The organism is Acidisoma sp. 7E03, assembly GCF_054665075.1.
This window is the reverse complement of the sequence record NZ_BAAFHE010000008.1, coordinates 187,061-212,742: the sequence shown is the minus strand read 5'-3', so window position 1 is coordinate 212,742 and position 25,682 is coordinate 187,061. Positions and strand designations below refer to the sequence as shown.

The following is a 25,682-nucleotide window of genomic DNA, read 5'->3' as shown; positions in this document are numbered from 1 at the left end:
CGCCTCAACCGAGAGGCTGGACCCAATCTGACTGCCGGCTACAGTGGGCCAGTGCCCGTTGTCGCCCCAAAACCGTTGCACGTCCTACCCTGCTCCCATTCGGCGGGTGTGCAGGACCCGGCGCCCGGTTCACCCACTGTCCTACTATTGTATCCCGCGGGGAATGACAGCGGGCTTCCCTCAATTTTTTCTCAAGCTTTCGAGAGCCCACGGCGCCGTCATCGGTCATGAAAGGGAGGCCGCCCTCCCATGTAGCGCCGGCCCTGGCCCGGGGGGGCCGGCGGCGCATACACTACCAGAAACAAACATCGGGAGGGCAGGATGGAGTTTCAGAATAGCGTCGTCGTCGCACGGCAGATGATCGAGCGGTTTGGACTGCAGGCGCAGGCCGTGGCAGCCGAGCGGGCAACCCTCGCTCAGCACGACGACCCCCGCATGCAGAACCACTGGGAACAGGTTCACGCCGCCATCTGCGAGCTGCGCCGGAGCGCGGCTGCGAAGGAGCGGGCCGCGCACAACTGAGGCTTGTCGATCGGGGGGCGCAGGTCACGCGCCTTCCGTTCCACACCGCATGGCCAGACCTTAGGATGGGCAAAACAGGAGCCCATCCATGCTTGGTTTTCATCACCACCTTCCTGACGACGATCTGAAGCTTCTGGCGCGCCTCAGGGCGCGCCCGCGCCATGCCAAGCCTGCCGAGGCGGATGGGGCGCGCAGCACCGGGGCCCGCGTCTCGGATGCCGTCACCGCGGTCGTCGGCTCCTGGCCCTTCATCATCATCCAGAGCGTGCTGCTCGCCATCTGGATGCTCCTGAACACCCTCGCCTGGATCAAGCACTGGGACCCCTACCCCTTCATCCTGCTCAACCTCGTGCTCTCCTTCCAGGCCGCGTACACCGCGCCGATCATCATGATGAGCCAGAACCGGCAGGCCGATCTCGACCGCGCGGCGGCGCAGCACGACTATGAGGTGAACCTCAAGGCGGAGCTCGAGATCGAGCTGTTGCACCAGAAGATCGACCAGATGCGCGAATCCGAGGTGGCGAAGCTCACGGAGATGCTGGACCGGCTGCAGACCGCGCTTCTCACCCTGCGGAAGGACCGGGAGGGCGATGAGGAGGCGGGCCGCCCCGCCTAAACGCGGCGGACCGCTCTTCGCTTGCCCCGCGCCGCAGCGCTCTCGGCCTGCCGATCGAGCCGCGCGCGCACACGGGCAAGCTCTGGTCCGGTGACGACGAGTGGCGCGCAGCCGCGCGCATCCCAGATGAGCGGCGAGAAATCGGGAAAGAGCGCGACGGCGGCACCGCCATTGCCGAAGCTGTGGCGGTTGCCGGTATCGAGATAGCTTTCCACCGGCAGGTCTTCCGCGAGGATCACCGCGTGCTCGGGTAGCTCCACATGGAAATAGGTGATCTCGGGGAAGCGCGACTGCGGCTGCCGGGCCACGGTGCGGCCGTTGACCAAGTAGCGGACCGGGATGAGCACGCCCTCCGCGTAGATCGCATGGTCGGGCGAGAGAAAGAGTGGCCGCACCGGAAGGTCAGGCCCGAAGGCATGGGCTGCGATCCGCACCGGCAGCACGGCCTCTGGCTCCGGATGATGCGCGACGTCGACCACGCGGCGGCCAATCCAGACGATGGGCTGCAGCAGACCCTCGGCGCAGACCACTTCGTCATCCACTGCGAGTGTTTCCACCGCAACGTCGCCCCGCGCGGTCTTGATGCGTGTGCCGGCTGCGAAACAGGTGACGAAGGTGATCGCGCTGCCTTCCTGCGTGGGCCCGACGAAGAGGCTGGAATAGATCGTGCCGAGCGTGTTGCCGTCGAGGCCGAGGCTGCCGCCGTCGTTGGAGACGACGAAGTTGCCGGAAAGCCCCAGCGGCAAGAAGAGTTCCGCTGCGACAGAGCCAGCCGACGTCACCTCACACGCGCCGGTTGCCTCATCATAGGAAATGGACGTCGCGCTATAGACGAGATCGGTGAAGTCGAGCGTATCCCCGATCCCGAAGCCGAGGATCGTCGCACCGTTCAGGAGCGCCGACGTGTCGGCGATGACGTCCGTCCCGCCACCGCAGCTGATGGTGCCGGACGGGCCTGCCGGGATGATGAGATCGTTGTTCTGCGTGCCGAAGGTGGTGGCGCTGGCGAGATTCTGCACCAGCGTACCATCGGATTTCGTCGTGTCGACGAGATAGAGGTCGTTCGGGTCTAGCCGGAAGATGGTGATGTCGTTCGGGTCCGTCTGGGTCCAATAGGTCACCTGATGGATGCCGATCGCCTCGTATCCGTCGCCGAAATAGACGTTGTCGAAGACGGTGATGGAGCCGTTCGCGTCCAGCGGGGCAAGGATGGTGAAGGAATGGGGGCCGCCGTTGCTGGCCCAGCCGATGCGCATGATGTCGCCGGCCAGCACCATCGTGGACCAGTTGGAGACGGCAGTATCGTCCTGGGGTGCCGCATAGGCGATGCGCCAGAAGCCCCCGGCGACGTTGTCCTCGGGATCGGTGCTGCCCGTGTTGGCTTGCATCGTGGCACCGGCCGCCGCGGCGACCTCGTGGGCGATGTTGTAGCAATCTTCGGTGTTGGCGGCGCCGGTATAGGCGGCGGCGAAGGCCGAGGCTGCGTTGACCACGTCCTGCGGCGTCGGCGCGCCGCCGAGGCTTGGTTGCGCGAAGGCCGAACCGAAGTTCTGGATGTTGTAGTCCATCGTGCCGACGGGCGTGCCGCTGTCGAAGGCAATGGGGATCTCGATCCCCGCATTGGCCTGGATCGCGTTGCCGCCGACGTAATAGACGTTTGCGAAGTCGCTCGCCTGGATCGTCTCGAGATTGTCGGGGGTGAGGATGGTGCCGTTCTGGACCCAGTACGGCAGGGACGGATCGCTCGGGTCCCAGTAGGAGAAATACTGCATGTCCGCGGCGCTCTGCGAATAGAGCGCGACACTCGGCAGTGACAGAGCAACCGATCCGAAGCTCCGCACCAGCAGGTCTTGCAGGCTGATCGACTGGCCGGGCGCAACCAGGGCCGGCACGGGCAGGGTTGCGTAGTAGTTGTGGGACGTGGCGGTCACCGTGTCGGTGATGAAGACGCCGCCATTCCCGTCGGACTGCACGGCGAAATCGGTCGGTCCGTAGTCACCGGTGACCGTGAGGCTTGCCACCACTTGGCCGGTGGCGCCACCCTCCTTCACGATGAGCTGGCTGCTCTGCTGGTCGTAGGCCACGTAGTCCGCGGCGACGCCCTGCAGGTCGATCGTATCGCCGTTTCCAAAGTCTTCGATGATGCCGGCGAAGCTCGCGCCCTGGGCGATGGTCAGCTGGTCCTCGTACATGGCGATCTGCTGGCCTGCGCCCACCGTGCCCGCAACCGTCAGCGTCAAGCCGCTGTAATCCATCGCGACCACGCCGGAGCCGTCGAGCGTCGTCCCCGAGGCGATCGTCATCGCGCCATCGTCGATGATCTGGCCGTCATTGGTGACGTGTCCGGCCGTGAGCGCAAGCGCGGCTTCCGAACCGATGACGATGCTGCCGTCGAGCCCGATCGACAGGTCTCCTGCAATCGTTCCATCCGGCACGATGGCGAGGTTCAGCGTGCTGCCCGCCCCCGTGACGTTGATCTGCGCCTCGGACGTCACGGTGCCGCCGATGGTCAGGCTCATGTCGGCATTGGCGGCGGCGGCATTGAGGGTGAGGTCCGGCCCGAGCGCACCTTCGATGAGGGTGAGCCCAGCGCCATCGCCGCTGAGCTGCACCACCTCGTTATCCAGCGGGCCGAACTGCTGAGAATCAGCCGCGGTGATGGTGGGCGCACCGGCGGTGATGATCGCCGTGTCGCCGATCAGCGGATAGGAATTGGGAGCCGTGCTTGCCTCGGTGGTCCAGTTGCCGGTCTGGTACCAATCGCCGCCGCCGCCGTTCCACATCCGCGGGGTCGCGAGCAGGATCAGGGAGCCGCCGTTTCCAGCGCTGCCGACGAAGATTTGCTGGCTCGAGAGCGGCGTGTTGCTTGCAAGCGCGAATTTCGCGACCAGAGGGTTGGAGTGGCTGGCATTCCCGCCATAGACCGCCAGGATCCCGGTGTTCCAGTTGTAGGACCAGGAGAGCGACGGCGCGTCGATCAGGTCGATCGTGTCGCCAGTGACGAAACTGGTGATGGAGCCGGTGAACCCCAGCGGGTCCGTGAGATCGATCGTGCCGCTGGCATCGGCGAAATCGAGGGTGACACCGCTCGTGGCGCCGCCCACCGCCACCGTGCCGCCCTGCCCGACCGTGATCGTGCCGGCGCCCGTGAGCGCGGTGCTTCCGGCATCGAGACTTCCGCCTTCGACCGAGATTGCACCCGAGAGATCCAGCGTGCCACCCGAAAGAGCGAGGTTATCACCATTGCTGACAGAGACGGTGCCTGCGAGCGCAAGCGTGTCCGCGCCCGTCTGGTCCGCGGCGATGCCGAGGGTCACGCTGCCTTGATACGTCGCGAAATCCATACTGCCCGCATAGGTCACGTCGCCCGAGAAGCTCAGTGCGGTATAGCCGGCGCCGGCGTCGCCCATTGCGAATTGCGGGCCGAAGGTCGCGCCGTCGACGGCAAGCCCGGCGGGCGTGATGGAATCGGTGCTGCCGATCCACAGCTGCTCACCATCGATCGTCGGGTTGTTCGCGACGTCGGCTGCGGTGATCAGCGCCGTGCCGCTGGTGATTGTCAGCGTATCGCCCGTTTGCGGCACGCCGGGCGGATCCCAGGAGCCGGCCGAAAACCAGTCGGACTGGCTGCCTTGGAACAAGCGATCCGTCATGGTGGGCGACCCGTGCTTGGCGTGAGATTCGTTTCCTCGCCCGCACCTTACCGTAAATGAAACGTTTGAGCAGTCGGATTTTCAGGGGCAATCGACGCAAGAAGCGCCGCCCGCACCGGCTCAGTGCAGGACCGGAAGCTCCGTCGCGCCTTCGCCCAGAAGGAGCGCCCGCAGCATGCCGCGGATGTCGTCTGCATTGTCCGGCACCGCCACGGGGAAGCGCCGCGCCGTGGAGGTCAACTCGATCTCGAAGGCGGACGCGGTGGTGACCACCGCCATGGCCCAGTTCTCGAAGTCTCGGTCCGGATGATAGTCCCCATAGAGCAGTTCCACGTCCTCGTGGCGCGGGTCGAGGACGATGCGCTGGTAGAGCGCCTTGACCAGATCCGAGTCTCCTTCCAGCACCTGAGCATAGCCTGTCGCGCTGACCAGCAAGGCGCCGGTTATGCCGGCGACCGCATTGTAGGCCCGCGCGGTGGAGACGATGTTGGCGATGTCCGCCTCATTCTGCGCCTGATCGGCATGCCATCGCGCCCGGCTGCGGTAGACCAGTTTGAAGATCTGTGTCACGACCCCGCACTTCCCTGCTTCTTGCAAGTATCTTATTTTTCATTGAATTTTTCCGAACCGCAAGGCGCCGGGGACATTTGCCCTACTCAGTGCCGCACAATTTCGCGATTGGCAGCATCTCCGCGCCTCATAGTCTGCAAAACTGCGTGATCCAGCCATGCATCGCCAGACATCGACTGGCTAAGATTTGCCGCAGGAAGACGCTGGCAAGATGAAGCCGGCGCGCCTAGAAGAAGATATGAGGGCTTCCCGTGCGATCATCCTGGCGATCATTTCGGAACATGACGATCTCGTCTGCCGGGCCACTGTCGTGCAGCGGATGGCGGGCGCTTTGACCTGCGGGCGGACGGGCTTCGGCCAAGGGCGCGACCGTGCCCGGATCTGACGGGAAGGACTGTCCGCAGGCCGGCGCGCTGAGCGCAGTCGAAGCCCAGACGGGGGTGCTCGCCGACGAGATCAGGGACCGCAGCCAACTCTGGCAGGTCAGCCACGATCTCTTCTGCATCACCGATCTCGACGGCCGGGTCATGACCGTCAATCCCGCCTGGGAACATACCCTCGGCTATACACAGGCTGATCTCGCCGGCCAGACCCTGGAATGGCTCTGGCATCCGGACGACTTTGAAGCGAGCCGTGCCCTCCGGCTTCGGCTCCATCGCGGCGACGTCGTTCGCGCCTTCGAGAACCGCTTCCGCGACCATGCCGGAACCTATCATATCCTGTCCTGGTCCGCGGTGCGGAGCGGCCAACTTCTCTACTGCGCGGCACGCGATGTGACCGCCGAGCGGCAGCGGGAGACCACGCTGCGCGATACGCAGGACTTCGCCCGGCTCGCGCTCTCTGCCGTCGGCGGCGTCGGCGTCTGGACCTACGATTTGACGATCGACCGCTTCTTTTATGACGCCGCCATCGCCGATCTTTACGCCCTGCCGGTGGAGGAAGGCCGCACCGGCCTGCCCCGCGCTGACTTCCTCGCCAACGTCCACCCCGATGACAAGCGCGCCCTCGCCGCCACGATGGCCGGCGGCCTGGTTCAGCCGGGTGATCTGGAACTCGAATACCGGCTGTGCCAGCCGGACGGATCGGTCCGCTGGGTCCTGTCGCGCGGCCACACCTATCATGATGCGCAAGGGCGGCCGATCCGGCGAACCGGAATCGGCGTGGAAACGACACGGCAGCGGCAGACCGAAGAGGCCCTGCGGCAGGCGCAAAAGATGGAAGCGATCGGCCTGCTGACCGGCGGCGTGGCGCACGACTTCAACAACTTCCTCACCGTCATCCGCACCTCCGTCGATCTTCTGAAGCGCTCCAATCTTCCGGAAGAGCGGCGCCGCCGCTACGTCGCCGCGATTTCCGACACGGCGGAGCGCGCCGCTCGGGTGACCTCCCAGTTGCTCGCCTTCGCGCGCCGACAGTCGCTGAAGCCCGAGGTTTTCGCGGTCAACGACAGCCTCGTCGCGATTGCCGACATGATCCGCACCCTCGCGGGGTCACAGATCGACCTGAGCCTGGACCTGCCGGAGGAGCGGTATTTCATCGACGTCGACCCGAGCCAGTTCGATACCGCCCTGGTTAACATGGCGGCCAATGCGCGCGATGCGATGAACGGCCTAGGGCAGATCCGCATCAGCGTCCGCGCGGTGGAGGAGAAGCCCGCCATCCGCGCGCATGCCGCGGTCACCGCCCCCTTCGTCGTCATCAGCCTGACCGATACCGGGACTGGCATTCCGCCCGACAAGCTCGAACAGATCTTCGAGCCGTTTTTCACGACCAAGGACGTCGGCCGCGGCACGGGGCTCGGCCTGTCGCAGGTGATCGGCTTCGCCAAGCAATCCGGCGGCGATGTGGCGGTGGACAGCAGGCTCGGTGAAGGTACCACCTTCGCGCTCTACCTGCCGCGCGCGGCCCCGCCCGCGACCGATATGGGCCGCAGCGAGCCTGCGGCCGTCTTGGAAGAGGGCCACGACACCAGCGTTCTGCTCGTGGAAGACAATGCCGATGTCGGCAGCTTCGCGATGCAGGCGCTGGTGGAACTGGGGTATCTACCGGTTCTCGTTGCCGACGGGCAGGAGGCTTTGGCGGAACTCGCCCGCGGGGCAGACCGTTTTCACGTCGTCTTTTCCGACGTCATGATGCCGGGGATGAGCGGCCTCGAACTCGCGCAGGAGATCAAGCGCCTCTATCCGACCCTGCCCGTGGTGCTCACCTCGGGCTACAGCAGCGTGCTTGCGCAGGAGGGCAGCGGAGAGTTTGCGCTGCTGCGCAAGCCTTACGCGATCGAGGATCTCTCCCGCACCTTGCGCAACGCCATCCGCGCGCCGCTCGTCACGGCGCGCTGACGTTCCGCCTTGGGCGTCCTTCACCATGCTTTAGGCGGTCAGTTCGCCGTCAGGCGACGTGTTGCAAGATCAATGGTTACCTTGTCGAAGCGTGATTGTGCGACGCTGCGGCCATCGACGATGTGAAAGCCGATCCCCAAGGATCGCTTGTCCGCATCGATGCGCAGATAGCCATAGCCGTGGTCGTTGTATTTCTCGAGCTGCAGGCCGCGCGCCGTGACCGCAGGCTTCACGTCCATATAGTGCACCTGCGCGCCGAAATGCGGCTCCGGCACCTGCTGACCGCGCTTCGCCCGCACGAGCGCATTCAAGTGATGCCCGCCGTCGCCACAGACGATGAAGGGTACCTCAATGTCCTTGCCACCGAAGGCGATGCTGCGCGTGTAGCGCTGATAGTTGTGCGCATGACCGGAGAGGACGGCGTGCGGATAGACGCCCGTCTTGGTGCAGATGGTGTCGATCTCGCGCAGCATGTCGGTGCTCGAACCATGGGAGCCGGTCTGCCCCAGCTTTGAGGGCTCCGGCCAGTAACTGAAGGGCGGATGATGCACGGCGATCAACACCGCGCCGTCATACTTGCTGTCGCGGATCTGGGTGAGCTGCGCTTCGAGAAAGTCGAGCTGATGATCGGGCACCGCAGGCCACTGTCCGCTATGGCTCGAGATCACACCCGGATCTTCGAGCGCATTGCTGAACAGCGCGAGGATGCGGACGAACGGCATGTCGAGCGCGAAATAGACGCCGGGCTGTGTCATCGCGGTGCGATGCAGGGAGCCCGCTTCCTTGGTGATGACCGGGGCCGCCGCGCAGAAATTCCGCTTGAAGATTTCGAGCGACGCCTCCTCGGGCGGCGTGCCCGGGACGACGAAGGAATCGTGATTGCCGGGGATCGCGAAGATCGGCGCCGGGTAATTGCGGAAGGGCGAATAGAACTCGTCGTAGTAATACTTCGATTCGCCGAAATCATAGACAACGTCTCCCAGATGAAGCAGGCAGCACGGCCGGTTGGCGACCTCGGTGATGTTGCAATCTTCCGTCAGATGATCCAGCAGGCTCTCGATCTGCTTATACGTCGCATTGTCCGAGGGATGCTCGATCTCAAAGCCCGTGGGATCGGGCAAGACCTTGCCTTCACCGAAGACAGGTTCATGGAAAATAGGTTCTTTGAGTGGCGGGGCCTTGCGTTGCGGCATTGGACTTCCTCCCGGATCTGTCTCGTGACGACCGGGGGACGATAGGCGTCCCTTCCCCGCTGGACCGTGACGGTTCTGCGAATCATGAACTTTGAGAGCCGCCTGCTCGGTATAGCCTACTCCGGTGGTGGCAATTCCTGGCTTCTGAGATAATAGCTGTGCGTCGCGACCTTACGGTAGAAGGCTTCTTCTTCTGGCGGAAGCCTATTGGATTTATACCAGGGCAGATGCTTGCAGGTGAAGGTTCCACCCACGCGGACCGCTTTGAAATGGTCAGTGGGGTCGAGATAGGCCTTGTTGTAAACGGCAAAGGTCGTATCGATATTTGCCTTGTAAACCGGATCGCCACTCGGAGTGGGGGGCAACTCTTCCTTCCAAAACTTGCTTTCCCATTCCCATATCTTCCAGGTCTGATCCACGACGAAAAAGTCGTCGTCGCGCAGGGAGTCTGGGTCGGAAATATCGATCGCAAATCCGGCTTTGCCGATCTTCTCCCGCTCGGTCAACAAGACCAGCTGCGCCAAAAAATCAGGCGGCCGATTCCAATTGAAGAGAAGATCAGGGTCGGTCACGCAAAAATACTGAGGAAACAGAGAAAGGTTCAACGGGTCCTGAAAAATACTCCGGGGACCTTTGTTTTCTTTCTGCCAGACAACCTGCACATGCGACGACATCTCCTTGAGATAAGACATCATCGGGGGATATTCCGATGCATTATCCACCAGGACGATGTTTTGCAATCCGAGAGCCTGCAGTTGTTCGACCATGACACGGACATAGGTGACCGTGTTGAAGCAGGGCACGAGCATAGGCATGCTCTTCTGAAACAAAGCCGCGACAGACGTGATTTCCGCCGAGCTCTCGGGCGCCTGGGAACGTCCGACACCTCCCTCGTCGCGGCCCAGCCCAGTTTCGGCCATCGTGGTTCGTTTTGATACCCGCCCGGCCAGGCGACGTAGGGAGATCATGGACATTCCGCGCATGAGGAGAGGGAGGCTTTATACAGCCTCCCCTCGCCACTGCCTATTGATGGGCGAGTGGCACTCCCGCCGCCCGCCGAGGGAGGGGAACCTCCATAAAGTCTCCACGACTGGTCCACGACCTACGAAAGACTTGGCAGCGCCGTTCGGGCCGATCGCCACCGCGTTAATGACCGGTGGGTTCTCGCGACGAGGCGATGAATGGAATCTCCGCTCGACGCGGTTGGCGGACAGGGTGTCTGGCGAATGATTCCGTTAAGTAACTGACAACGGGCATTATCTAGACAGAGAAAGGGTAACGATACCCCCAGCGCATACCCCAACTTTGTTGCGCTTAAGTTCCCATTTGTTCGGGAACGGGAGCCCTAACGGCCCGGGGATCTTCCTCTTATCGGCGCCGGCCGCTCGACCTCCTCATGCTCAAACTCAACGTCAGGCAGGCTCGCGATCCACCCATTAACAGCCGTCTCCCGCCAGCCCACCGCTCCCGGCCCGAGTCGCACTGGATTAGGAAACTGCCGCGACCGGATCCGACGGTAAATGGTCTCGATGCTGAGGCCGGTTCGTGCAACCACCTCCCCGGCTCGCAGCACCCTGTCGGCTGGCGGCAGCGCAAAGGCAGGGCGATCAGCATCCGACCGCTGAGGGTCGTCTTCTCGAGCGAGCAGTTGCTTGGCGTCGCTGCTGATCATCGTCATGGAGCGCTCTCCGGTCTGAGCTTCATGCTGGAAACATCTCAATCTGGGTGGGGTCGTCGATCCGGCCGGCGCCGATCAGGCGCGGCGGCTGATAGGCGGCGCGCCGCCAGCTGCCTTCCCTCTCCTGCCACGCCGCCGGGAAATGCGGGTGCTCTGGCCAGTAAACCCGGGCCGCCCCCTCCACCGCGCAGCCGCGGCGAGCCGCGCAGGTGCCACAGAGGCGCGCCACGGTGGCTTCCAGCCCGTCGTGCCGGAGGGTCATGGCGCGCACCCCAGGCGGCTCACCGGTGGCTCAGCCGGCTGGCAGGCGATCGCCCGCAGATCGACAACCCGTTCGGGCGGCACGGTCTGGCAACTGGCCATGGCGGCCGCGATGCCGAGCAGCGCCGCCGCACCAATCACCAAAGGCAGAAGCGGGTTGCGCATCGTCACGCGGATAATTCACGGGGCGCCGGCGCCGCGGCCTCCGGCAACCGCACCCGCCAGAAGCCCTGGCGGCCCTTGACAGTCATGGGCTCGATCGCCGCGATCTCCGTCAGCGGCCAGGCCCACATATGCGCGCCAACCGCCGGGGCGATCTCCGCGCAGCGAACCGGCTCTCCGAGCCGCACCGTGCAGAGGACGGACGTCTTGGGCAGTGATGCGGGGAGAGCCAGCGCCTGCCGCAGCACCGGCAGGGCGAGATCGGGCACAAGCTGATTGTCGCGGATGTCGCCGCGCTCCAACTGATAAATCAGAGCGCGAATCTCATCGCCGCGCGGCAGCCGGGAGCCGGCGTGAATGGCGACGCGGCAGCCGCGATGATCCCGCGGCACTGGCCAGATCCGAAACTCATAGGGCTTGGCGCCGGCCGCGATCAGCGAGGCCCACGGCTGCCAGACGGTGATGCAGGGAAAATGCAGCATCAGTATCGCCCCTTGCCGATCGAGGTCTCGACGGCGTGCTGAAGAGAGCGCAGTTGCGCGAGATATCCTTTTGAGTTCTGGAGCGCGGATGTGGTGGCGCATTTCCCGTGCATTCGCACCCACTGCTCAACGCGCGCGGTCTCGGTTCTCAGGAGCGTGCGCAAGGCGCCGAGATCTTGCTGCGAGATTTCGAGCCACGGCGCCCGCTTCGGGCTGGTCATCACGCCCTGCCTGTCTCGCGCAACGCGCGCTGAAAGTCCCATTCTCGATAGGAACTGATCAGCCAGCGGATGAGCGCGAAGCGCGGCCGGCGGCGGGGCCGCACGTCCAAGGGAGCGCCGCGGCGCGCCAGCAGCTGGTGCGCCACCTCCGCGGCTGAAAGGTCTGGCCGATAGATGCTGGCCAGTTCCTCGGTCCACAGCGCGCTGGGGCAGTCCTTCCCCTTCAGACGCAGGATCACATCGTCGACGGCGGCCCAGAACGTCAGCTGACGATCATCGATCATGATCAGGTGGTCGCTGCTACAGTCTGTAGCCTCCACCCGCACAGAGCGTAAGCCCAAACGGCCGACTTGGTGCACTTGACCCGAGTAGTTCATGAGTATCACCGCTGAGAGGGTTATCGCCTTCCCGCGCAAGGTCGCTCAGAATCGCTAAGCATGCAACACAAAAGTTCAGCTCGCCTAAGCGTTTCGCTCAGGACCAACTCTGAGCGAAAGCTGGAAATGAGACCCCATCTGCGGAACCTGAGATTTCCTGGCCAGAATCACGCCCACGGTCGCCCTGCCATACCGGTTCAGGAAACCTGGGCGCTCACCCTCGCTGCGAGCTGACACTCAGTCACCGATGATAGTTATTCCCGAGCAGGGAGACACTTCGTTAACTGTTGGTCCGGCCGCCATTCGCAAGTTGCGGCGAGAAGAGCGTTCTAATCAAAAGAGGTATTTGACAAAAATTACTGAGAAACGATTCACGCTGGGTCGACAGCGTGATCAATCATCTGAAAGGATTCGATATTCTTACGGCAACAATTTGGAACTAGACTATGACTAGCTACCACCAGCAGAAGTCACCCCTTCTGCGCCTTGTCGGGCAGGACCATGCCTCTCATGATGTGCTTCGCGAGGATCCTCCTCTCATCGCTCGGAATGAGCTCCAGGAAGTCCAGCCAAGCGAGGAGGTCAGGATCCTCAACGAGCTTGCCTCGATATGGCGCGCCGGCGGCAGGCTGCGGCCCAGCCTCGATGTTGAGAATACGCTTCAACGCGCTCATGTTGCTCTCAGTGGGGCGCGTTTCGTTAAGCTCCCATTGAGCAACGGCACTCTTGTTAACCTTGAGCATTTCCGCCAACGCCGCTTGAGAGAGCCTTAGCTCTTTCCGCTTCTGCCGAATGAGATCACCAATGTCCATATCCGGACAGTGAGCCAGAGCGCACTCAGCTGCACTGAGCAATGCCACTTGCTCCTTTCGCTCAGTTGAGCTAAGCGTCGGGGTATGGACGCCATACGGCAGATTCGAGCCACTCGAGGCATGAGCGCGAAGATTACGCGTGAGATCGGCCTCAGCCGGGGAACGGTATCTCAATGGAGACGCATTCCAGCCGAGCGCGTGCTCGACGTTGAACGGATCACGGGCATTTCGCGTCGAGAGCTTCGACCCGACTTGTATCCTTTGGAAGTAAGCGAACCTTCTGGGGATAGTGAGTGATGCCCAGATCGGCGTTTTCTTGACGTTGCCATGTCGTCATTGGGGTGGCCGAAGGCGTGGTTTCCGTTTCGATCGTCGGCCACGCCACTTTCATTCGCCCTTACTCCTCTCTGATGCCTGCACATGAACATTCATGGAGCAATAGCGCAGTGCAGGGAAGCAAACAGGGTACTCAAAAGTTGCGAAATACCAACATGAGCAACGCATTTGATATTACGGAGATTATCACCGAGGCGCTTCAGAAGCACTACGGGCCGATGCGCTGCGGTCGGAAGATCGTCGCGCGCATCGCCGGCGCGTCGCATCGCACGGCCGACAACTGGTTCAGCGGCCGCAACGCGCCGAAGGGACCGGAGCTGATCCGGCTCATGGCCGCCAATGAAGAACTGACCGACGAGATCATGCGCATGGTGCAGGAGCTGAAATGTCACGCGCGCTGATCATCGATTTTGAATTGTGCGGCCTCGGCCACGATGCCGGCCCGCCGCGCACGATCCGCCTCGGGCTCGTCCACATCGCCATCGTCCCTGGCGGTTTCATCAGGGGCGTGCGCAGGCAGAGCCGGGCCTTCGTGGCCTGCCGCCGCATCCTCTGGGTGATCCTGGAGCGCGCCCGTGCCGCCGCCGCATCATCCGGCGCGAAGAAGGCGCCGCAGATGGCGCTCGACAGCGATTTCCTGGCCGAGCTCGAGGAGGCCGTGACGGTGCTCCGCGAGACGGATGGATCATCGGCATGACATCGACGCGCCCCTTTCCGTGCGTCACGAGATCGCCCGCCGGCGGCGATGCCCGGCTGCAGGGCGGTTTGCAGCATGCCTGGCGTAGCGCCTGGGGAGGCTGCCTTTTGACCGACGGGAGCGGCCTCCCCTTTTTTCTCCTCGGCTACCATCAGGCTGGGGGACTGGCGGAATGACGCCGTCATCCGTCAGCCGCGCCGCCGGCAGGCCCGACGCCGCCGCTGAAGGCAATATCGCCGCCGACCGGCTGCGCAGCATCGTCGAGCGGATCGAGCGCCTCGAGGAGGAGAAGAAGGCCCTCGCCGGCAACATCAAGGACATCTACGCCGAAGCCAAATCCGCCGGCTTCGATGTGAAGGTGCTCCGCCAGCTCATCCGCATCCGTCGCCAGGAGCCCGCCGAGGTCGAGGAGCAGGAAACCCTGCTCGATGTCTATCGCCGCGCGCTCGGGATGTAGCCGATGGACGGGCGTCAGTTCACCATCACGCTGTTCCGGGATGCGCCGCCACCGCGCGCGCTGCGGCTCGAGGAGAGCATCTCCGTCTATCCGGCCGTGCTCGTGCCCAGCGGCAAGCTGCGGTGCATGGGCTTCTCCGTCGGCGGCTTGGCGGAGATCGAGACCCTCTGCATCCTTATGCTGGAGGCCGGGTTGCCGGACGGCGCCATGCAGGTGCGCACGCCTATGGGCGAGGCGGTCTGCTTCGTCGCCAGCCTGCAGGATCTGGTGCGCCAGCCAAATGCCCCCGAGGCGGATCCGCAGCTCGAGCTGCTGGTATGAGCACCAAGCCTGACCTCCCGCCGCCAAGCCCGCGCTTCGCCGAAGCACGCGATGCGGAGGCAGTCCGGCGCCATCTGTTCGACGCCTGCGAACAGGCGGGCGGCATGCGGGCCTGGTCCCGCCGCACGGGCGTGCCGGTCTCTCTCGTCTCGGAGACCCTGAGCGGCCGGCGGGATCCGGATGTGACAATCGCCAATGCCCTCGGCCTGATCGCGCTCACCGCTTTCGTGCCGGCGCGGCAGGCCGCGCTACCGGCTCCAGTTTCTTCGGCGGAGGCCATGTCGTGAGTGCCATCGCTGGGCGCCCCGGCCGGCCCTTCCCGCTCCTCTCCATTCCCACAATGAGCCGCCCGGGCCTCGCGCCACGGGCGGCCGCCGCTATGCCTGGAGGTTCCCATGGCGCGTAAGAGCGCATGCGAAAAGCTGCTCGACCTCGTCGACACCCATCCGCGCTTCCTGCTGGCGGGGCCGGCCGCCTCCATGGTCTTCATCCGCCTGGTGCGGCTGATGGCGCAGCTGGGTGATGCTTCCGTTCTCCGCTTGGGTTTCGTTTTCGGTTCCTGGAAAGAGGTCGCCTTCGGGTTACGCATTTCGGAAACCGAATTGGAAACCCACCTCGAAACCCTGGCGCAGCGCGGCATCATCGAGCGCGACGAGACATCCCTCACCCTGCCGGACTGGCTGGGCTTGCGCGACAGGCGGGCGGAAGCAGCCCGCGAGAACGGCAAAAAGGGAGGCCGGCCGCGAAAAAATGCGGCGGACCCGCGCCAGGCGAACATCCTTTATCCCCTGGCCGGCGGCGTGCCTGGAGCGCCCGGATCGGAAACCCAGGAAACCGAAACCGAAACCCAAGCCGAAACCCTCTCACGCGGGCGTCCTCTCTCTCCTGAAGACAGTTCTTCTGAAGAGAGAGAAGAGGCAGCCGTTTTGGCTTTGCTGCGGGAGCTGGCCGAGGCCGGCGCGCTGCATCAGCGCGAGGCCGGGAACCGGGAGGCGGCGCGCCGCTGGCTCGAGCGCGGCGCGACAGCCGTCGGGCTGCGGGAGGCGTTCATGGCCTCACTGCGCCGCGCCAAGCCGCCACGCCTAGCGCCGATCAGCTATTTCGACCGGCTCTCAGAGGATCTGTTGGCGCGGCCGACTGCCGCGCCGGCCACCGCCAGCCGCCCGGCCGAGCAGCCGGAAGATCCCGCGACGGCCGAGCTTCGTCGCGAGAACAACGCCATGTGGCGCCGCTTCGTCGACCTCGAGCAACGAAATGGCCCCTGCCCGCCATCCATGGGCCGCTGGCTGGCCGGCGAGGTCGAGAATGCCGACACGTGGCGCGCCTATATCACCGAGGGCCGCAGCGCCTTCCAGAGCGCCGCCTGAGGAGAGCCTGGTGCCCGACCGCCAGCCCAATCCGCACCTATCTGACCTGGTGCTGAGCCCGGAGGAGACCCTGGCTCTCCTCCAGCCCCACCTGCCCTGCCCTTGCGCAGACTGCGCCGCGGTGACGCTGATGATGGCAGCGGCGTTGGCGGTCGGGCGCCACTATACCGCGGACGAGGTCGGCCGGGCGTGGCAACAAGTCGCGCTCACCGGCGAGAAGGTCGCAGAACTGACGGCTGGGCTGAAGTCGCGGCAGGAACGCGCATTGACGCCGCAGGGCGCAGACATCTCAGCGACCCGCCGAGGCGATATATCCCGCTGCAAAGCTTACCGGACGCGAGGTGCCCACTAAACTGCCGCACCGCAATCGCGTAGGACGGCTGTCGTTGGGGGGGGGAGGAAGCGGTCATCATGCGGAAACTGCCGAGTGTCGGCTAGGCGCCCATTATTGCCATTCATTGAGACCAAGGGCATTTCCCCAAAAGAAGTCGCTCGTCCAAGTTGCTACGGCACATCCGAGGATTGCCAGCGCCTCCTTATGACGACATGATCCTGAAATGTACTGGCCGTTCGTGATCCACCAAACATATGTCAGACGTCTGGACATTCATGAGCCCTACGGCGGACAACAGCAGGGCGGGATATCCACACCCGCGAGATGCCCAGGAATTTTTATATTTACTGGCCACGGTGCCAATATCATCGGCTACAAGGACGTATTTCAAGCTGACGGAACGCTACGATACACTGGGCAGGGGCAAACTGGTGACATGCGTATGATCGCTGGTAATGCAGCGATCCGAGATCACTCGACGTCCGGAAAGGATCTTCTCCTTTTTAGTCAAACAAAAAAAGGAGGGCGAGTAAGGTTTGAAGGTTTGTTTGTCTGCGCAGGGTGGGAAATTGAGAGGCAGCCCGACTTCAACGGCAAAGAGCGTGACGCAATCGTATTCAGCCTCGTCCCCCTCCGCCAAACAGACTTTGAAGCGAATGACCTAGCAGTGGAGCCTCGTACAACATTAACGCTCAGCGAATTGCGGAAGCGCGCGATAGCGGCGGCGGCACCTGAGCAAGGTATCCAAAGATCAAGCGCTACCACCCTGTTCCGCAGAAGCTGTGACGTTCGAGATTATGTTCTTGCTCGTGCAAACGGTACCTGTGAAGCTTGTAAATGTCCTGCTCCGTTCTCAACAGCCAACGGAAAGCCATACCTCGAAGCCCATCACATTCGCAGACTAAGTGACGGAGGCCCCGACGACCCGCATTACGTCGCAGGTATTTGCCCCAACTGCCATCGGCGCGCGCACCACGGCAGCGATCACGAGTCATTCAACAAGGAACTATTAAGGCTGATCTTGGCTTTCGAGTCGGAAATGAGTTCTTCGGGGGCGAAGTAAAACTTTGAGATCATTCAGGTTGATTTGCGCCTAATGGCGACTGCCAGGCAAATTTTGCTTTCTCCCACAGGCGGACATACATTCGGCCAAAAGATCTTTGAACTGTGGTTGGAGGAAAGGTGAACAGGACAATCAAAATAGCGCTTAAGGACTTTCCCTCGTTCCCACCATCACTTTGCGTGCAGTCCAGCCCGCCAGCCTTGGCTGATGAGATCGATGTTGACTTGGGAAGGCTCTTTCATCACTTCTACCTCGACACTCAAGGCAACCCGCCGCCTGACCCTGATGCGGCGCAGTTTCACCACCTGAAACTCCTTACGGCCACGAAGGATTTCCGCGCTTGCGGCCAGGGCTTCGGCACACATGCAGCCTACAAGAGGCACGTCTCTAACGAGTTGGGCCAGGCCTTCTGCCGCTGGTTCCTTTATGAGCATCTCGACATCACCTACTTCGCACACATGGAACATGTGCTTGATCGCGGCTCGCTAGGGGACCTTGGCAATGCACATGTTGAGCGCGTGCGAAAGGGGGACGCACCAGATTATCTCTGCGCGAAAGGGGCAGGCGATCTTTTCCTCGCGGAAGCTAAGGGGCGGACCTCCACAATCTCCTTCGACAGCGCCGAATTCAAGCGCTGGAGGAAGCAATTCGACCGGGTTGTTGTCAAGGACGCGTCGAACGTGGCGCGAACCGTGAAGGGCTTCATTGTCGCGACGCGGTTCTCCTGCGAGAACAAACCGAGGGTCAGTTCGAAGCTTTTTGCTGAAGATCCCACAACGCTTGGAGAGGGGCCGCTGCGTGATGATGGCGCGCTTTTCGCGACCGTCAAGATGCTCCACTACGCAGGCATCGCCGCAAAGCTTCGTCAACCGATTCTATCGACGGCGCTGACTACCGGCACGCGCGTTCCAGAGGAGATTATCATTCCAGGCATGGTCTGGGAGTTGGTCACGGCGCCATATCAAGGCCGACGCTTTGTTGGGGGCTACTTCCCTGGCCCGGACGGAGTCCAACCCATCCAAATTTCCGATGGCAAGATTGCCTTTCTGCCGGAGAACCCGCTTCGGCTTGACTATGCTTCCGGCACTTTCTTTGGCGTAGAGGAAAACGTTTTCCGCACCGTATGCGAGGCGGCCAGGACTGGCAGTATGCGGGCGGTCCAACCGCTCGAAGAACCTGTCTTTTTCTACAGTGCAATTAGCTTCCTTCGAGATGGGTCAATCGTGGGTCCGGTGGACTTTTTTAGACCCCGGGAGCAGATTGCCTTCTGAGCTTGATGCCACTCCTAAAGCGCAAGTTTCCTTACCGCATAAGACTGGTTCTACATTAACCTATTTGCACTTAGGATCCGGGGCCAAGGCCCACCTTTTCTGACCAGACGCCGCCCTTCAGCTTTCAGCCCTATCCCGACATATTCACGAACAGAACCGGAGTTCGCCAAGCAGATGTCTGTCCCGGGATGACAACTGCTCGATGTGACTTGGTGGCATTCACTTCTTGACAAAATTATAAAAGAACATATAGAGAACATTTATTGCCCTATTGGCTAACTGGTGATTCGACACAGGCCAGGCCTTAAAGTTTAGGGGAGAGACTGTATGATCGAGTCCCATCATCTCAACGATATCGTCATCGAACGCATGATTTTTCATGTCGTCGGACCGGACGATACCAATCTCGTGCTGCTTGAGGAAATTGAACCCGGCGAGCATGCCGAGTTCTTCGTTGACCGTATCCGAGCGGCATCCAATGGCGTAATGTTCGACTTCGTCGCCGCGTCACCTGTGCTCGCATCGTTGCTCCGCGTTGAGGAAGACGCAGCCCGCTTCGTCTCTGAGACCAAGGATCTCGCAACTCTGTTTAATACTCTGCACTCGGGCGCCGCGAGTGTCGGAGTGTTCCTCGTGTTTGTGCTCAATGTTGCGGGCGAGCGGCTCTACGCGATCATCAAATATGATCATGAGGAGGTACTTTCTTACACGATAGAGGAGAAGGACGATGTTCGTCGCGCGCTTATCGCCGCTCTGACCAGCACCTTCGTGCGCTCGCCCGATGCATTGCAGAAGTCGGCTATCATCCGCTTGACCGGCGCAGGCGGCGAGCTCTCGGTGCGAGACCGTGTTGCGCCGAGTAAAATCACCCGTTATTTCTCAGGTTTTCTAGGCGCACGGCGCCGGTTCCAACCTGACCAGCTTACCACGACGCTTGCCGAAATCACCAAGAAGGCCGCACTCAAACATGCTGGCACCCTCGGCCCAGCTATAATGAGCCAACTCAACCGTCGCGTCTACGATGCACTCCAGGCGCAGCCAGGCTTCGATCCAGGCAATCGCGAGCCATTTCTGGCTGCGGTGTTCGGGCCGTTGCCCAAGGACTCCCCCGTTCGCTCGAGCTTCGACAAGGAACTGCGCAACTCGCGTATTGAGAATGAGGTATTCGATTTTGATCGCAACGCCGTGCCCCGACCGCGGCGTAAGCATATGGTGACGGACGAGGGAATCGAGGTCATTTACGACCGGCAATTCGAGAACCGTGTCCGGCGCGAGACCCTTGCGGGTGGCGGTGAGCGTATCGTAATTGAAACCGGCGGAATTAGGGTCGAGGATGACTATACCGAATCGCGTTCACGCCTGCGCTAGCGCCCTTGCCGCCTGCGACGGGTCGCTGAATGAGCGTCTCGATCGCTTGGACGTTCGCGGAACGCCTGGAGCAGACTTGCGTGCGGAGTTGGCGATAATTGCCGTCGCGTGGTGTGACCGTGGTTACGGCGCCTTCGAAGCTATCGACGCGCTTGGCGAAGCCATCGTAATGTCCAACCTGTCGGCCAGCTACGGCGAATTGCGCGTAAGCTTCATCAAGACACCGACCGCTTCGACATACTATTTCCTAACTGCGCGTGGCCTTGAGGTTCTATTCGACGACCGCGAAAAGGCCGCACTCGCGCGGCGTGTTCTCATCGCCGGAAAGTTTAAACCGTTCCGTACCGTCCAATGCAGCTTTGAACCTTGGACCGAGATGGTTGCCGACGCACCGCCTGACAATGGGCCCAGCTTGCCAGTTCCGAGGCGGATCGTGCGCGACCATCTCGCGATTGTCCCTCTGTCAGTTGGCCCACTACTACTAATTGTGCCGCCACAGCCAGCCGGAGATGCCGAAGAAGCGCTGGGCAATGAAAGTACGGGTGGAGCACCAGCTGTGCGGGCGGAGGCAACTTTCACGCAGGAAGTTACTCGCGACGCAGCCGTCCCCGACGCGATTAGCGCACAAGATGCGCTCGATCGGGAGGATGCAGTTAGGCGCGATCCTGAATCTGGGACGGTAGCCGCTAACGGGACAGAGCAAGCGACCGGGGCTGCGGCTTTGCAAACAGCCGCCGAAACACAGATCAACGCGGTCTTCAAGACCTGGCGCGACATCGCACTTCCGCAGTTGCTGCTATGTCTCGCAGACGAAATCTGGCGGCAGGACGGCGAGATCCAAGTCGCCCTAACTGGTCCGCGAAGACGCAAGCTGCGCGCCACGCTGGAGACGATCGATGCGAAGCGGGACTTCAAGATTATCACCGAAGTCGCCGAGTGGGTATTTAACTCAGGACGCGATGCCGAAACTCGCCATACGCTTTTCGTCTACGAACTTGCGCGCGAATGGCCCGGCGAAGGTCCGTTCGCGAGCACGTTCGCTGAACGCGCGCCTGGTGCGCTCGAAGCGGCCAAGACGGCGTTCCGTATGCATGTGCGCGACGCTAGTAAGGAAACCCTCAAATCGTTGCAGGAGCTGCGAAAGACGCTGGCTGACGACGTCACCCGCGTTGTCGCCCAGACTCGCGAACTGACCGGCACTTTGTGGCGCGACCTGCTCGTCGTGGTCGCCGCCGTGCTCGGACGCTTCTCTCTTCTCGCTAGTCTGGGCACAGGAGAGGCCGGGTTCGCTAATGCGCTGCTCTATGGCCTGGCAGTTTACCTGGCTTTTAGCCTCGGCATGGTGCTCTTCGCCAACGCGCGGTTCATGGCACTATTCCGCATGATGCAGGCAAATTGGCAAACCAAGCTCTATGGCTTCGTCGATTCCGAAGACTTTAAGTCGCTGGCCACCGAGCCTCTGAACAAAGCCGAGGGCGTCTACGAGTGCACCCGCAATGCCGCGATAACTGCGTATGGCCTCACCGTCATCGCGTTGATTGCGCTCGCCATTCTAATTCCTGGAGTGCCGCCCCGGTCTGCTAATACGACGATTTATGGCGACGCCGCGGCCCACGCGTCCAGCGCCGCGGGTCCAGGGAAAGGTGTAGCCTCTAGCGGTTCTGTGTTTGATGGCAATGGCCCACAGTCTACAGCTGGCAATGACAGCGCAGCGACGCCGAGCAGGGCACCCATGACGGGCGCACCTGCTGCTGTTGTCAACAGCAGGCACCCGAATGCAAAAGATGCAGTGCGAGGGCCGTCCGGACACACAGCCGTGCCAGCGGCAGTCCGCGCAGCTACAGCACGGGCGGACTAATAAAATGCCCGCGCTGATAGTTGAAAGCCATGACGCACAGTTGGTCACTTCTTCTCACTTTGATTGACTCACCATCTGAGCACCAGAAATTTGCTCTATCAAACGCCCCCGCCCAAGGTATACTTCTGTCCGAATGCACATGCTTGCTGAATGATCGGCGCCTTCCCCTCATTGTCAGCTGGTATATTGCAGACAGCTAGCGGCCTTAAGACAGCGCCCTTTCGAATACTCCTCTCTGTGGCCAATACGGTAATCAACCAAAACTAGATGAATTCAAAAACCTTCGAACATTAATCTTTCTGTGTCGAAACCACAACCCGTAAGGCAGGACCCTTACTGGAAGGCAAGAGACGTTCAACTTCAGGCTTGTGCAGCAGACCAAAAAGCAGTTTCTCTACTTCAATATCCGGCAGCGAGAGTGCCAATGCTATCTCGTGGCGAGTGAGACGTTCTTGCCACAGACTCTCCAAGACCATTTTCCAGATAGTAGACTCCTCCCGCTGCATGCTGTCAGGTTCATGCGTGCGGTAGCCACGTCGTCCTATTTCAATAACTATCCCCCGATATTGCCAATCGCTCAGGATATTCAGCCGATGCAGCCGATAGGCTAAAGCCGAGGCAGCCACTCCCCAGCGCTTCTTGGCACGAACAATTTGATCAAGCGAAGAAACGAAAGGCAATTTGGCTCTTACGTCTGCCTCTGGCATCAAAAACGACGCAGCAAACTGTTGAGCTTCCAACTCCGCTTGCTTGCCCTGACCTGGACCTCCATGTCTATGAAGAACCAGATGCCCCAGCTCATGGGCGCAGTCAAAGCGACTACGCTCTGCTGATTTCATGGTATTCAAGAATATATAGGGTGTCTCATCTCGCCAACAAGAATATCCATCCACATTTAGAGTTTCTTCGGCGAGAGAGAATACCCGAATACCTTTTGACTCAACCAATTTTATCATATGATTGATTGGCTGCTCCCCCAGGGCCCAATGTTGGCGCAAGGCACGAGCGGCCGCAGCTGGATCTCTCTCTGTTGATAAATCCAGAATCTGAGATTTTGGCAAATTGAACCGTGCATCCACCCAATCTTGTAGCAGATAGGCGAAAGGTGCCGCTGCTTTGGATGCATCTCGCTCACGCGCTGTCATTGAGCTAAGGCTGCGAAAGCTTACTCCATCAGCGGAGGGGGTGTCGCAAGTTTCGGCAAAGAAGAATGCCTCTGGAAATCCAAGCGCTGCCGCAAGTTTGAGCACGGTATCAGGGTCGGGGGAATTCTTGTCGTTCTCTATGCGGGACAGCGTAACCGCCGTAATGCCTGCAAGATCAGCGAGCGCTCGACTAGTTAAGCCTCGCCGCTGGCGGGCGAGTGTCAAGCGCGAGGGATTGAACATGATCCAGTATTATCCGCAGCCGTCTATTTTCGTGATATTCTAATGTCATAATCGTTATTAGGCATGTCGAGGTCATTCTCCAGCGTAACCGATTCAAATTCTCCCTTCTTCAGAAAAATAATACGTTCATGAAAGTCGACAAACTGGTCGTTTTCAAGCGGCACCGGCCTCGAGAGCTCAGCGCGCACGCCGGTTATCTCGTCGCAGCTGACACAAAGGTACCAAACCTCTCCCCTTTCCTGCTTGGCCGAGATAACGCTTGAAGCCTGAGCAAAGAGATTTCCCTGTGCAGTCTCAATAAGTTCTTTGGACGCGACCTTCTTCTTCGAAATCGCCTTCGGGTTATATTGAAGATCGGCCGCAAGATCGACATTTTGGAATACGATTCGCTTGCCACTCTTTTCATCGAAAACGGCCTCGATGCCATTTTCTCTAATCCGTTTCCATTTCTTCGCGCGAAACAGAATGCGGATATGCCGAGTTCCAAATATGTACGACAGAGTTCCAGGCGCAGTAGCCGGATCATCGTCCGTTGAGTCCCTACGCGCTCCAACCGCCATCTGCACCACGTGGATGAGATCGCCCCGGGTTACCGCGAAATGCTCCATCAGCCGTAGCGCAACATCATCCTCGTCAGCCCTGACAGTGCACTTTGAGGGCAAACCCATATGACCACCATGTTAACTTTACCCCTCTATTTTGAGGAAAAAAATTAACATGGTCAAGCCCTTTTAGTGGATCGACAAGCCGCGAGGTTGTCAAAGCGCGGCATTTTAGACGGGCGAAGATCGGACAGGATGGCGGTGCTGGTACTAGTTACCAAGAAAGCAGAGGAAGTGAAGGCGATTTTCTCGCCTACTTTTTCGGCGGCGCCAGAGATTGCGCAGAATTTAATCATTTGCCTAATATATGAGCCTGAAATCAAGCGTGCAGGCGCGTGCATCCTGCCGTTGTTGAATTTGTAGCCGACTATGTGGTCGCGACCTTGGGGCGGGCTGGACAGACGCTTCTCTCTCTCTCTCTCTCTCTCCGGTGCCCGACCTGCCGCTTTCGGAGCATCATGCCGGAGATCATCCGCCAAGTCGCGGAGGCCTATGGCGCCGATCCCGAGGAGCTGCGGCTGGCGACGCCCTCAGCCAGCGCGATCTCCGAGATGGACGAGGTTCTGAACTAGGTCTCCCTCATCCCGCAGGACAGATTCGTCCTCCCCGGGTGATCCAGTGCTGGGCGCTGGTCAGCCGGTCAGCCCGTGCACGGGCCGTGCATTTCTATAGCAGGCGGAAGCTGGCAACCTTCCTGGGGTGTGACTACGAGGCGGCGCAGCGCTGACACGTTCAGGGGATCGCCATGACCACCGCGCATCTCAACCAGCTGGGGCTTTGCGCCGCGCCCTGCGGCATGCTCGGACCGCAGCAGCACCTATTCGAGGAGGCGCTCGTCCGAATCAAGGCAGCCGAACCGCCCCGCCGCACGCCGGTCTGCGCGGTCGAATTCGGCGGCGCGGAAATATTTCTGACTATTAACCTCCGCATCTCCCCAGTTTTTGAGCCTCGGGGAGATAGATTGGCGGCGCGTCTATACGCTTCCCATCACAAGATGAGCCTTCAATCAACGAGCAGCAGCAAGGTGGTGATGTCATCGCGTGCGCGGGCCGGTATTTCATCGTCTGGAACGTGGCGACTGCCGAGCTCGACACCTTCCCGATCTGCTTCGCCCCCTCCTCCACCTTAGGATCGTGCAGAGTTTCGATCGGCGAGGAGCTGCCCGACTGGGGCATCACCCATGAACAGGCGGTCGTGGCTGTGGGCGAGCGGGAGCTGATTGTCCGCACTGCGCCGCAGCGCGCGATCCACATCTGCCGCTATTCGGGCGAGTTGATCTGTCGCATTGTCGGCGCCGCGGTCTGTCCCTATGCCGCGCGCTTCGCCGCCTCGAGCGAGCGTGGAGAGTGCGACAGTAACTCGGGTATGACTCAGATCTGGCCTCCATTGAGTAGGACAGAACTGCTGTTATGTTGCACTGCCCGAAACGTCTCGTCATGCGTCGGGGCAAGTAGGCCAAACGCGGAGAGTCCATTTGGGAGCGCCGGGTAGCGACTTGCTGCAGCTAGGTTCTTCCCCAGTCTGGTTTAGACCGGAAGCGGATTGCCTGATTTGGAGCAAAGAATGGGACAATCTGTCCTTTGCAACCGCGGACGTCCCGGCGACTCTCGACCGACTCAAGCCGTTCCGGGATGGACGCACGTAGATGGTTTGCGCCTGAACTGGTCACTCGCAAGTTTGACAGCCACCGGTCGGTGCGCCCCCTGATCGACCACTCAAGCCGGCCTCTACTGC

30 protein-coding genes are annotated in these 25,682 nt (G+C 61.3%); 17 read left to right on the top strand and 13 right to left on the bottom strand.

Annotated elements, in window-relative coordinates:
- Nucleotides 1-321: 321 nt before the first annotated feature.
- Both ACYQ6W_RS14335 and ACYQ6W_RS14330 read left to right on the top strand, forming a co-directional pair.
- Entirely contained in the window at nt 322-522 is a 201-nt protein-coding gene (locus tag ACYQ6W_RS14335) for a hypothetical protein (RefSeq protein ID WP_459676182.1), read from the top strand.
- 88 nt (nt 523-610) lie between these two features.
- Nucleotides 611-1,138 carry a DUF1003 domain-containing protein gene (locus tag ACYQ6W_RS14330; RefSeq protein WP_459676180.1) on the top strand — a complete coding sequence of 176 codons (528 nt, stop codon included), beginning with the start codon at nt 611-613 and terminating at the stop codon, nt 1,136-1,138.
- On the opposite strand, the gene ACYQ6W_RS14325 is transcribed toward ACYQ6W_RS14330, so the two are convergent.
- Nucleotides 1,135-4,791, bottom strand: coding sequence for a Hint domain-containing protein (locus ACYQ6W_RS14325; RefSeq protein ID WP_459676179.1), 3,657 nt, complete (start codon nt 4,789-4,791; stop codon nt 1,135-1,137). The genes ACYQ6W_RS14330 and ACYQ6W_RS14325 overlap by 4 nt on opposite strands.
- 120 nt (nt 4,792-4,911) lie before the next feature.
- Nucleotides 4,912-5,361, bottom strand: a complete 450-nt coding sequence (locus ACYQ6W_RS14320; RefSeq protein ID WP_459676178.1) for a BLUF domain-containing protein — start codon at nt 5,359-5,361, stop codon at nt 4,912-4,914.
- A gap of 238 nt (nt 5,362-5,599) precedes the next feature.
- On the opposite strand from ACYQ6W_RS14320, the gene ACYQ6W_RS14315 reads away from it, so the two are divergent.
- Together ACYQ6W_RS14315 and ACYQ6W_RS14310 are read left to right on the top strand one after the other, a co-directional pair.
- Nucleotides 5,600-5,746: a hypothetical protein gene (locus tag ACYQ6W_RS14315; protein WP_459676176.1), complete on the top strand. Its 147-nt coding sequence runs from the start codon at nt 5,600-5,602 to the stop codon at nt 5,744-5,746.
- Complete coding sequence (locus ACYQ6W_RS14310) at nt 5,733-7,700, top strand: hybrid sensor histidine kinase/response regulator (protein WP_459676175.1); 1,968 nt, start codon at nt 5,733-5,735, stop codon at nt 7,698-7,700. Before ACYQ6W_RS14315 ends, ACYQ6W_RS14310 begins: the two co-directional genes overlap by 14 nt.
- Before the next feature lie 38 nt (nt 7,701-7,738).
- Here ACYQ6W_RS14310 and ACYQ6W_RS14305 read toward each other — a convergent pair whose 3' ends face one another.
- From ACYQ6W_RS14305 to ACYQ6W_RS14265, 9 genes are all read right to left on the bottom strand, one after another.
- Complete coding sequence (locus ACYQ6W_RS14305; RefSeq protein ID WP_459676174.1) at nt 7,739-8,821, bottom strand: metallophosphoesterase family protein; 1,083 nt, start codon at nt 8,819-8,821, stop codon at nt 7,739-7,741.
- Nucleotides 8,822-9,009: 188 nt separating this feature from the next.
- Complete coding sequence (locus ACYQ6W_RS14300; RefSeq protein WP_459676172.1) at nt 9,010-9,861, bottom strand: glycosyltransferase family A protein; 852 nt, start codon at nt 9,859-9,861, stop codon at nt 9,010-9,012.
- 377 nt (nt 9,862-10,238) lie between these two features.
- Nucleotides 10,239-10,565 (bottom strand): helix-turn-helix transcriptional regulator, encoded by a 327-nt coding sequence (locus tag ACYQ6W_RS14295; protein ID WP_459676239.1) that lies wholly within the window; start codon nt 10,563-10,565, stop codon nt 10,239-10,241.
- A 28-nt stretch (nt 10,566-10,593) separates the two neighbouring features.
- Nucleotides 10,594-10,833, bottom strand: coding sequence for a hypothetical protein (locus ACYQ6W_RS14290; protein ID WP_459676171.1), 240 nt, complete (start codon nt 10,831-10,833; stop codon nt 10,594-10,596).
- A complete protein-coding gene (locus ACYQ6W_RS14285; RefSeq protein WP_459676169.1) occupies nt 10,830-11,003 on the bottom strand; it encodes a hypothetical protein in 174 nt (57 codons plus the stop codon). Before ACYQ6W_RS14285 ends, ACYQ6W_RS14290 begins: the two co-directional genes overlap by 4 nt.
- On the bottom strand, nt 11,000-11,476 hold the full coding sequence (locus ACYQ6W_RS14280; RefSeq protein ID WP_459676167.1) for an ASCH domain-containing protein: 477 nt from the start codon (nt 11,474-11,476) through the stop codon (nt 11,000-11,002). The genes ACYQ6W_RS14285 and ACYQ6W_RS14280 overlap by 4 nt, the downstream gene beginning before the upstream one ends.
- Nucleotides 11,476-11,697, bottom strand: a complete 222-nt coding sequence (locus tag ACYQ6W_RS14275) for a hypothetical protein (RefSeq protein WP_459676165.1) — start codon at nt 11,695-11,697, stop codon at nt 11,476-11,478. Before ACYQ6W_RS14275 ends, ACYQ6W_RS14280 begins: the two co-directional genes overlap by 1 nt.
- Nucleotides 11,697-11,981 carry a hypothetical protein gene (locus ACYQ6W_RS14270; RefSeq protein WP_459676163.1) on the bottom strand — a complete coding sequence of 95 codons (285 nt, stop codon included), beginning with the start codon at nt 11,979-11,981 and terminating at the stop codon, nt 11,697-11,699. Before ACYQ6W_RS14270 ends, ACYQ6W_RS14275 begins: the two co-directional genes overlap by 1 nt.
- Nucleotides 11,982-12,544: 563 nt before the next feature.
- Nucleotides 12,545-12,934, bottom strand: a complete 390-nt coding sequence (locus ACYQ6W_RS14265; RefSeq protein ID WP_459676161.1) for a helix-turn-helix domain-containing protein — start codon at nt 12,932-12,934, stop codon at nt 12,545-12,547.
- Between the two features lie 36 nt (nt 12,935-12,970).
- Between ACYQ6W_RS14265 and ACYQ6W_RS14260 the strand changes: the two genes are divergently transcribed.
- The 12 genes from ACYQ6W_RS14260 (at nt 12,971) to ACYQ6W_RS14205 (ending at nt 21,958) form a co-directional block, all read left to right on the top strand.
- Entirely contained in the window at nt 12,971-13,183 is a 213-nt protein-coding gene (locus tag ACYQ6W_RS14260; RefSeq protein WP_459676160.1) for a YdaS family helix-turn-helix protein, read from the top strand.
- A gap of 194 nt (nt 13,184-13,377) precedes the next feature.
- Nucleotides 13,378-13,623 (top strand): hypothetical protein, encoded by a 246-nt coding sequence (locus ACYQ6W_RS14255; protein ID WP_459676158.1) that lies wholly within the window; start codon nt 13,378-13,380, stop codon nt 13,621-13,623.
- Entirely contained in the window at nt 13,608-13,919 is a 312-nt protein-coding gene (locus ACYQ6W_RS14250) for a hypothetical protein (RefSeq protein WP_459676156.1), read from the top strand. The genes ACYQ6W_RS14255 and ACYQ6W_RS14250 overlap by 16 nt, the downstream gene beginning before the upstream one ends.
- Before the next feature lie 172 nt (nt 13,920-14,091).
- Complete coding sequence (locus ACYQ6W_RS14245) at nt 14,092-14,376, top strand: DUF2312 domain-containing protein (protein WP_459676155.1); 285 nt, start codon at nt 14,092-14,094, stop codon at nt 14,374-14,376.
- 3 nt (nt 14,377-14,379) lie between these two features.
- Nucleotides 14,380-14,697 carry a hypothetical protein gene (locus tag ACYQ6W_RS14240; protein WP_459676153.1) on the top strand — a complete coding sequence of 106 codons (318 nt, stop codon included), beginning with the start codon at nt 14,380-14,382 and terminating at the stop codon, nt 14,695-14,697.
- The gene (locus ACYQ6W_RS14235; RefSeq protein ID WP_459676151.1) at nt 14,694-14,984 is read left to right on the top strand and encodes a hypothetical protein; all 291 of its coding nucleotides are present in this window, start codon (nt 14,694-14,696) and stop codon (nt 14,982-14,984) included. Before ACYQ6W_RS14240 ends, ACYQ6W_RS14235 begins: the two co-directional genes overlap by 4 nt.
- 192 nt (nt 14,985-15,176) lie before the next feature.
- Nucleotides 15,177-16,064 (top strand): hypothetical protein, encoded by an 888-nt coding sequence (locus tag ACYQ6W_RS14230; protein ID WP_459676149.1) that lies wholly within the window; start codon nt 15,177-15,179, stop codon nt 16,062-16,064.
- Nucleotides 16,065-16,074: 10 nt separating this feature from the next.
- Nucleotides 16,075-16,416, top strand: coding sequence for a hypothetical protein (locus tag ACYQ6W_RS14225; protein ID WP_459676147.1), 342 nt, complete (start codon nt 16,075-16,077; stop codon nt 16,414-16,416).
- 205 nt (nt 16,417-16,621) lie between these two features.
- A complete protein-coding gene (locus ACYQ6W_RS14220; RefSeq protein WP_459676146.1) occupies nt 16,622-17,461 on the top strand; it encodes an HNH endonuclease in 840 nt (279 codons plus the stop codon).
- 119 nt (nt 17,462-17,580) lie between these two features.
- The gene (locus ACYQ6W_RS14215; protein WP_459676145.1) at nt 17,581-18,732 is read left to right on the top strand and encodes a hypothetical protein; all 1,152 of its coding nucleotides are present in this window, start codon (nt 17,581-17,583) and stop codon (nt 18,730-18,732) included.
- A gap of 327 nt (nt 18,733-19,059) precedes the next feature.
- Nucleotides 19,060-20,100 (top strand): hypothetical protein, encoded by a 1,041-nt coding sequence (locus tag ACYQ6W_RS14210; protein ID WP_459676143.1) that lies wholly within the window; start codon nt 19,060-19,062, stop codon nt 20,098-20,100.
- Nucleotides 20,101-20,176: 76 nt separating this feature from the next.
- A complete protein-coding gene (locus ACYQ6W_RS14205) occupies nt 20,177-21,958 on the top strand; it encodes a hypothetical protein (RefSeq protein ID WP_459676142.1) in 1,782 nt (593 codons plus the stop codon).
- Between the two features lie 290 nt (nt 21,959-22,248).
- Here the strand turns inward: ACYQ6W_RS14205 and ACYQ6W_RS14200 are convergent, their stop codons facing one another.
- Both ACYQ6W_RS14200 and ACYQ6W_RS14195 read right to left on the bottom strand, forming a co-directional pair.
- Nucleotides 22,249-23,346, bottom strand: coding sequence for a helix-turn-helix domain-containing protein (locus ACYQ6W_RS14200; RefSeq protein ID WP_459676140.1), 1,098 nt, complete (start codon nt 23,344-23,346; stop codon nt 22,249-22,251).
- A gap of 23 nt (nt 23,347-23,369) precedes the next feature.
- Nucleotides 23,370-23,954: a hypothetical protein gene (locus ACYQ6W_RS14195; RefSeq protein WP_459676138.1), complete on the bottom strand. Its 585-nt coding sequence runs from the start codon at nt 23,952-23,954 to the stop codon at nt 23,370-23,372.
- Nucleotides 23,955-24,143: 189 nt separating this feature from the next.
- Here ACYQ6W_RS14195 and ACYQ6W_RS14190 point away from each other — a divergent pair, with 189 nt between their 5' ends.
- Nucleotides 24,144-24,311, top strand: coding sequence for a hypothetical protein (locus tag ACYQ6W_RS14190; RefSeq protein WP_459676135.1), 168 nt, complete (start codon nt 24,144-24,146; stop codon nt 24,309-24,311).
- The last annotated feature ends 1,371 nt before the right edge of the window (nt 24,312-25,682 follow it).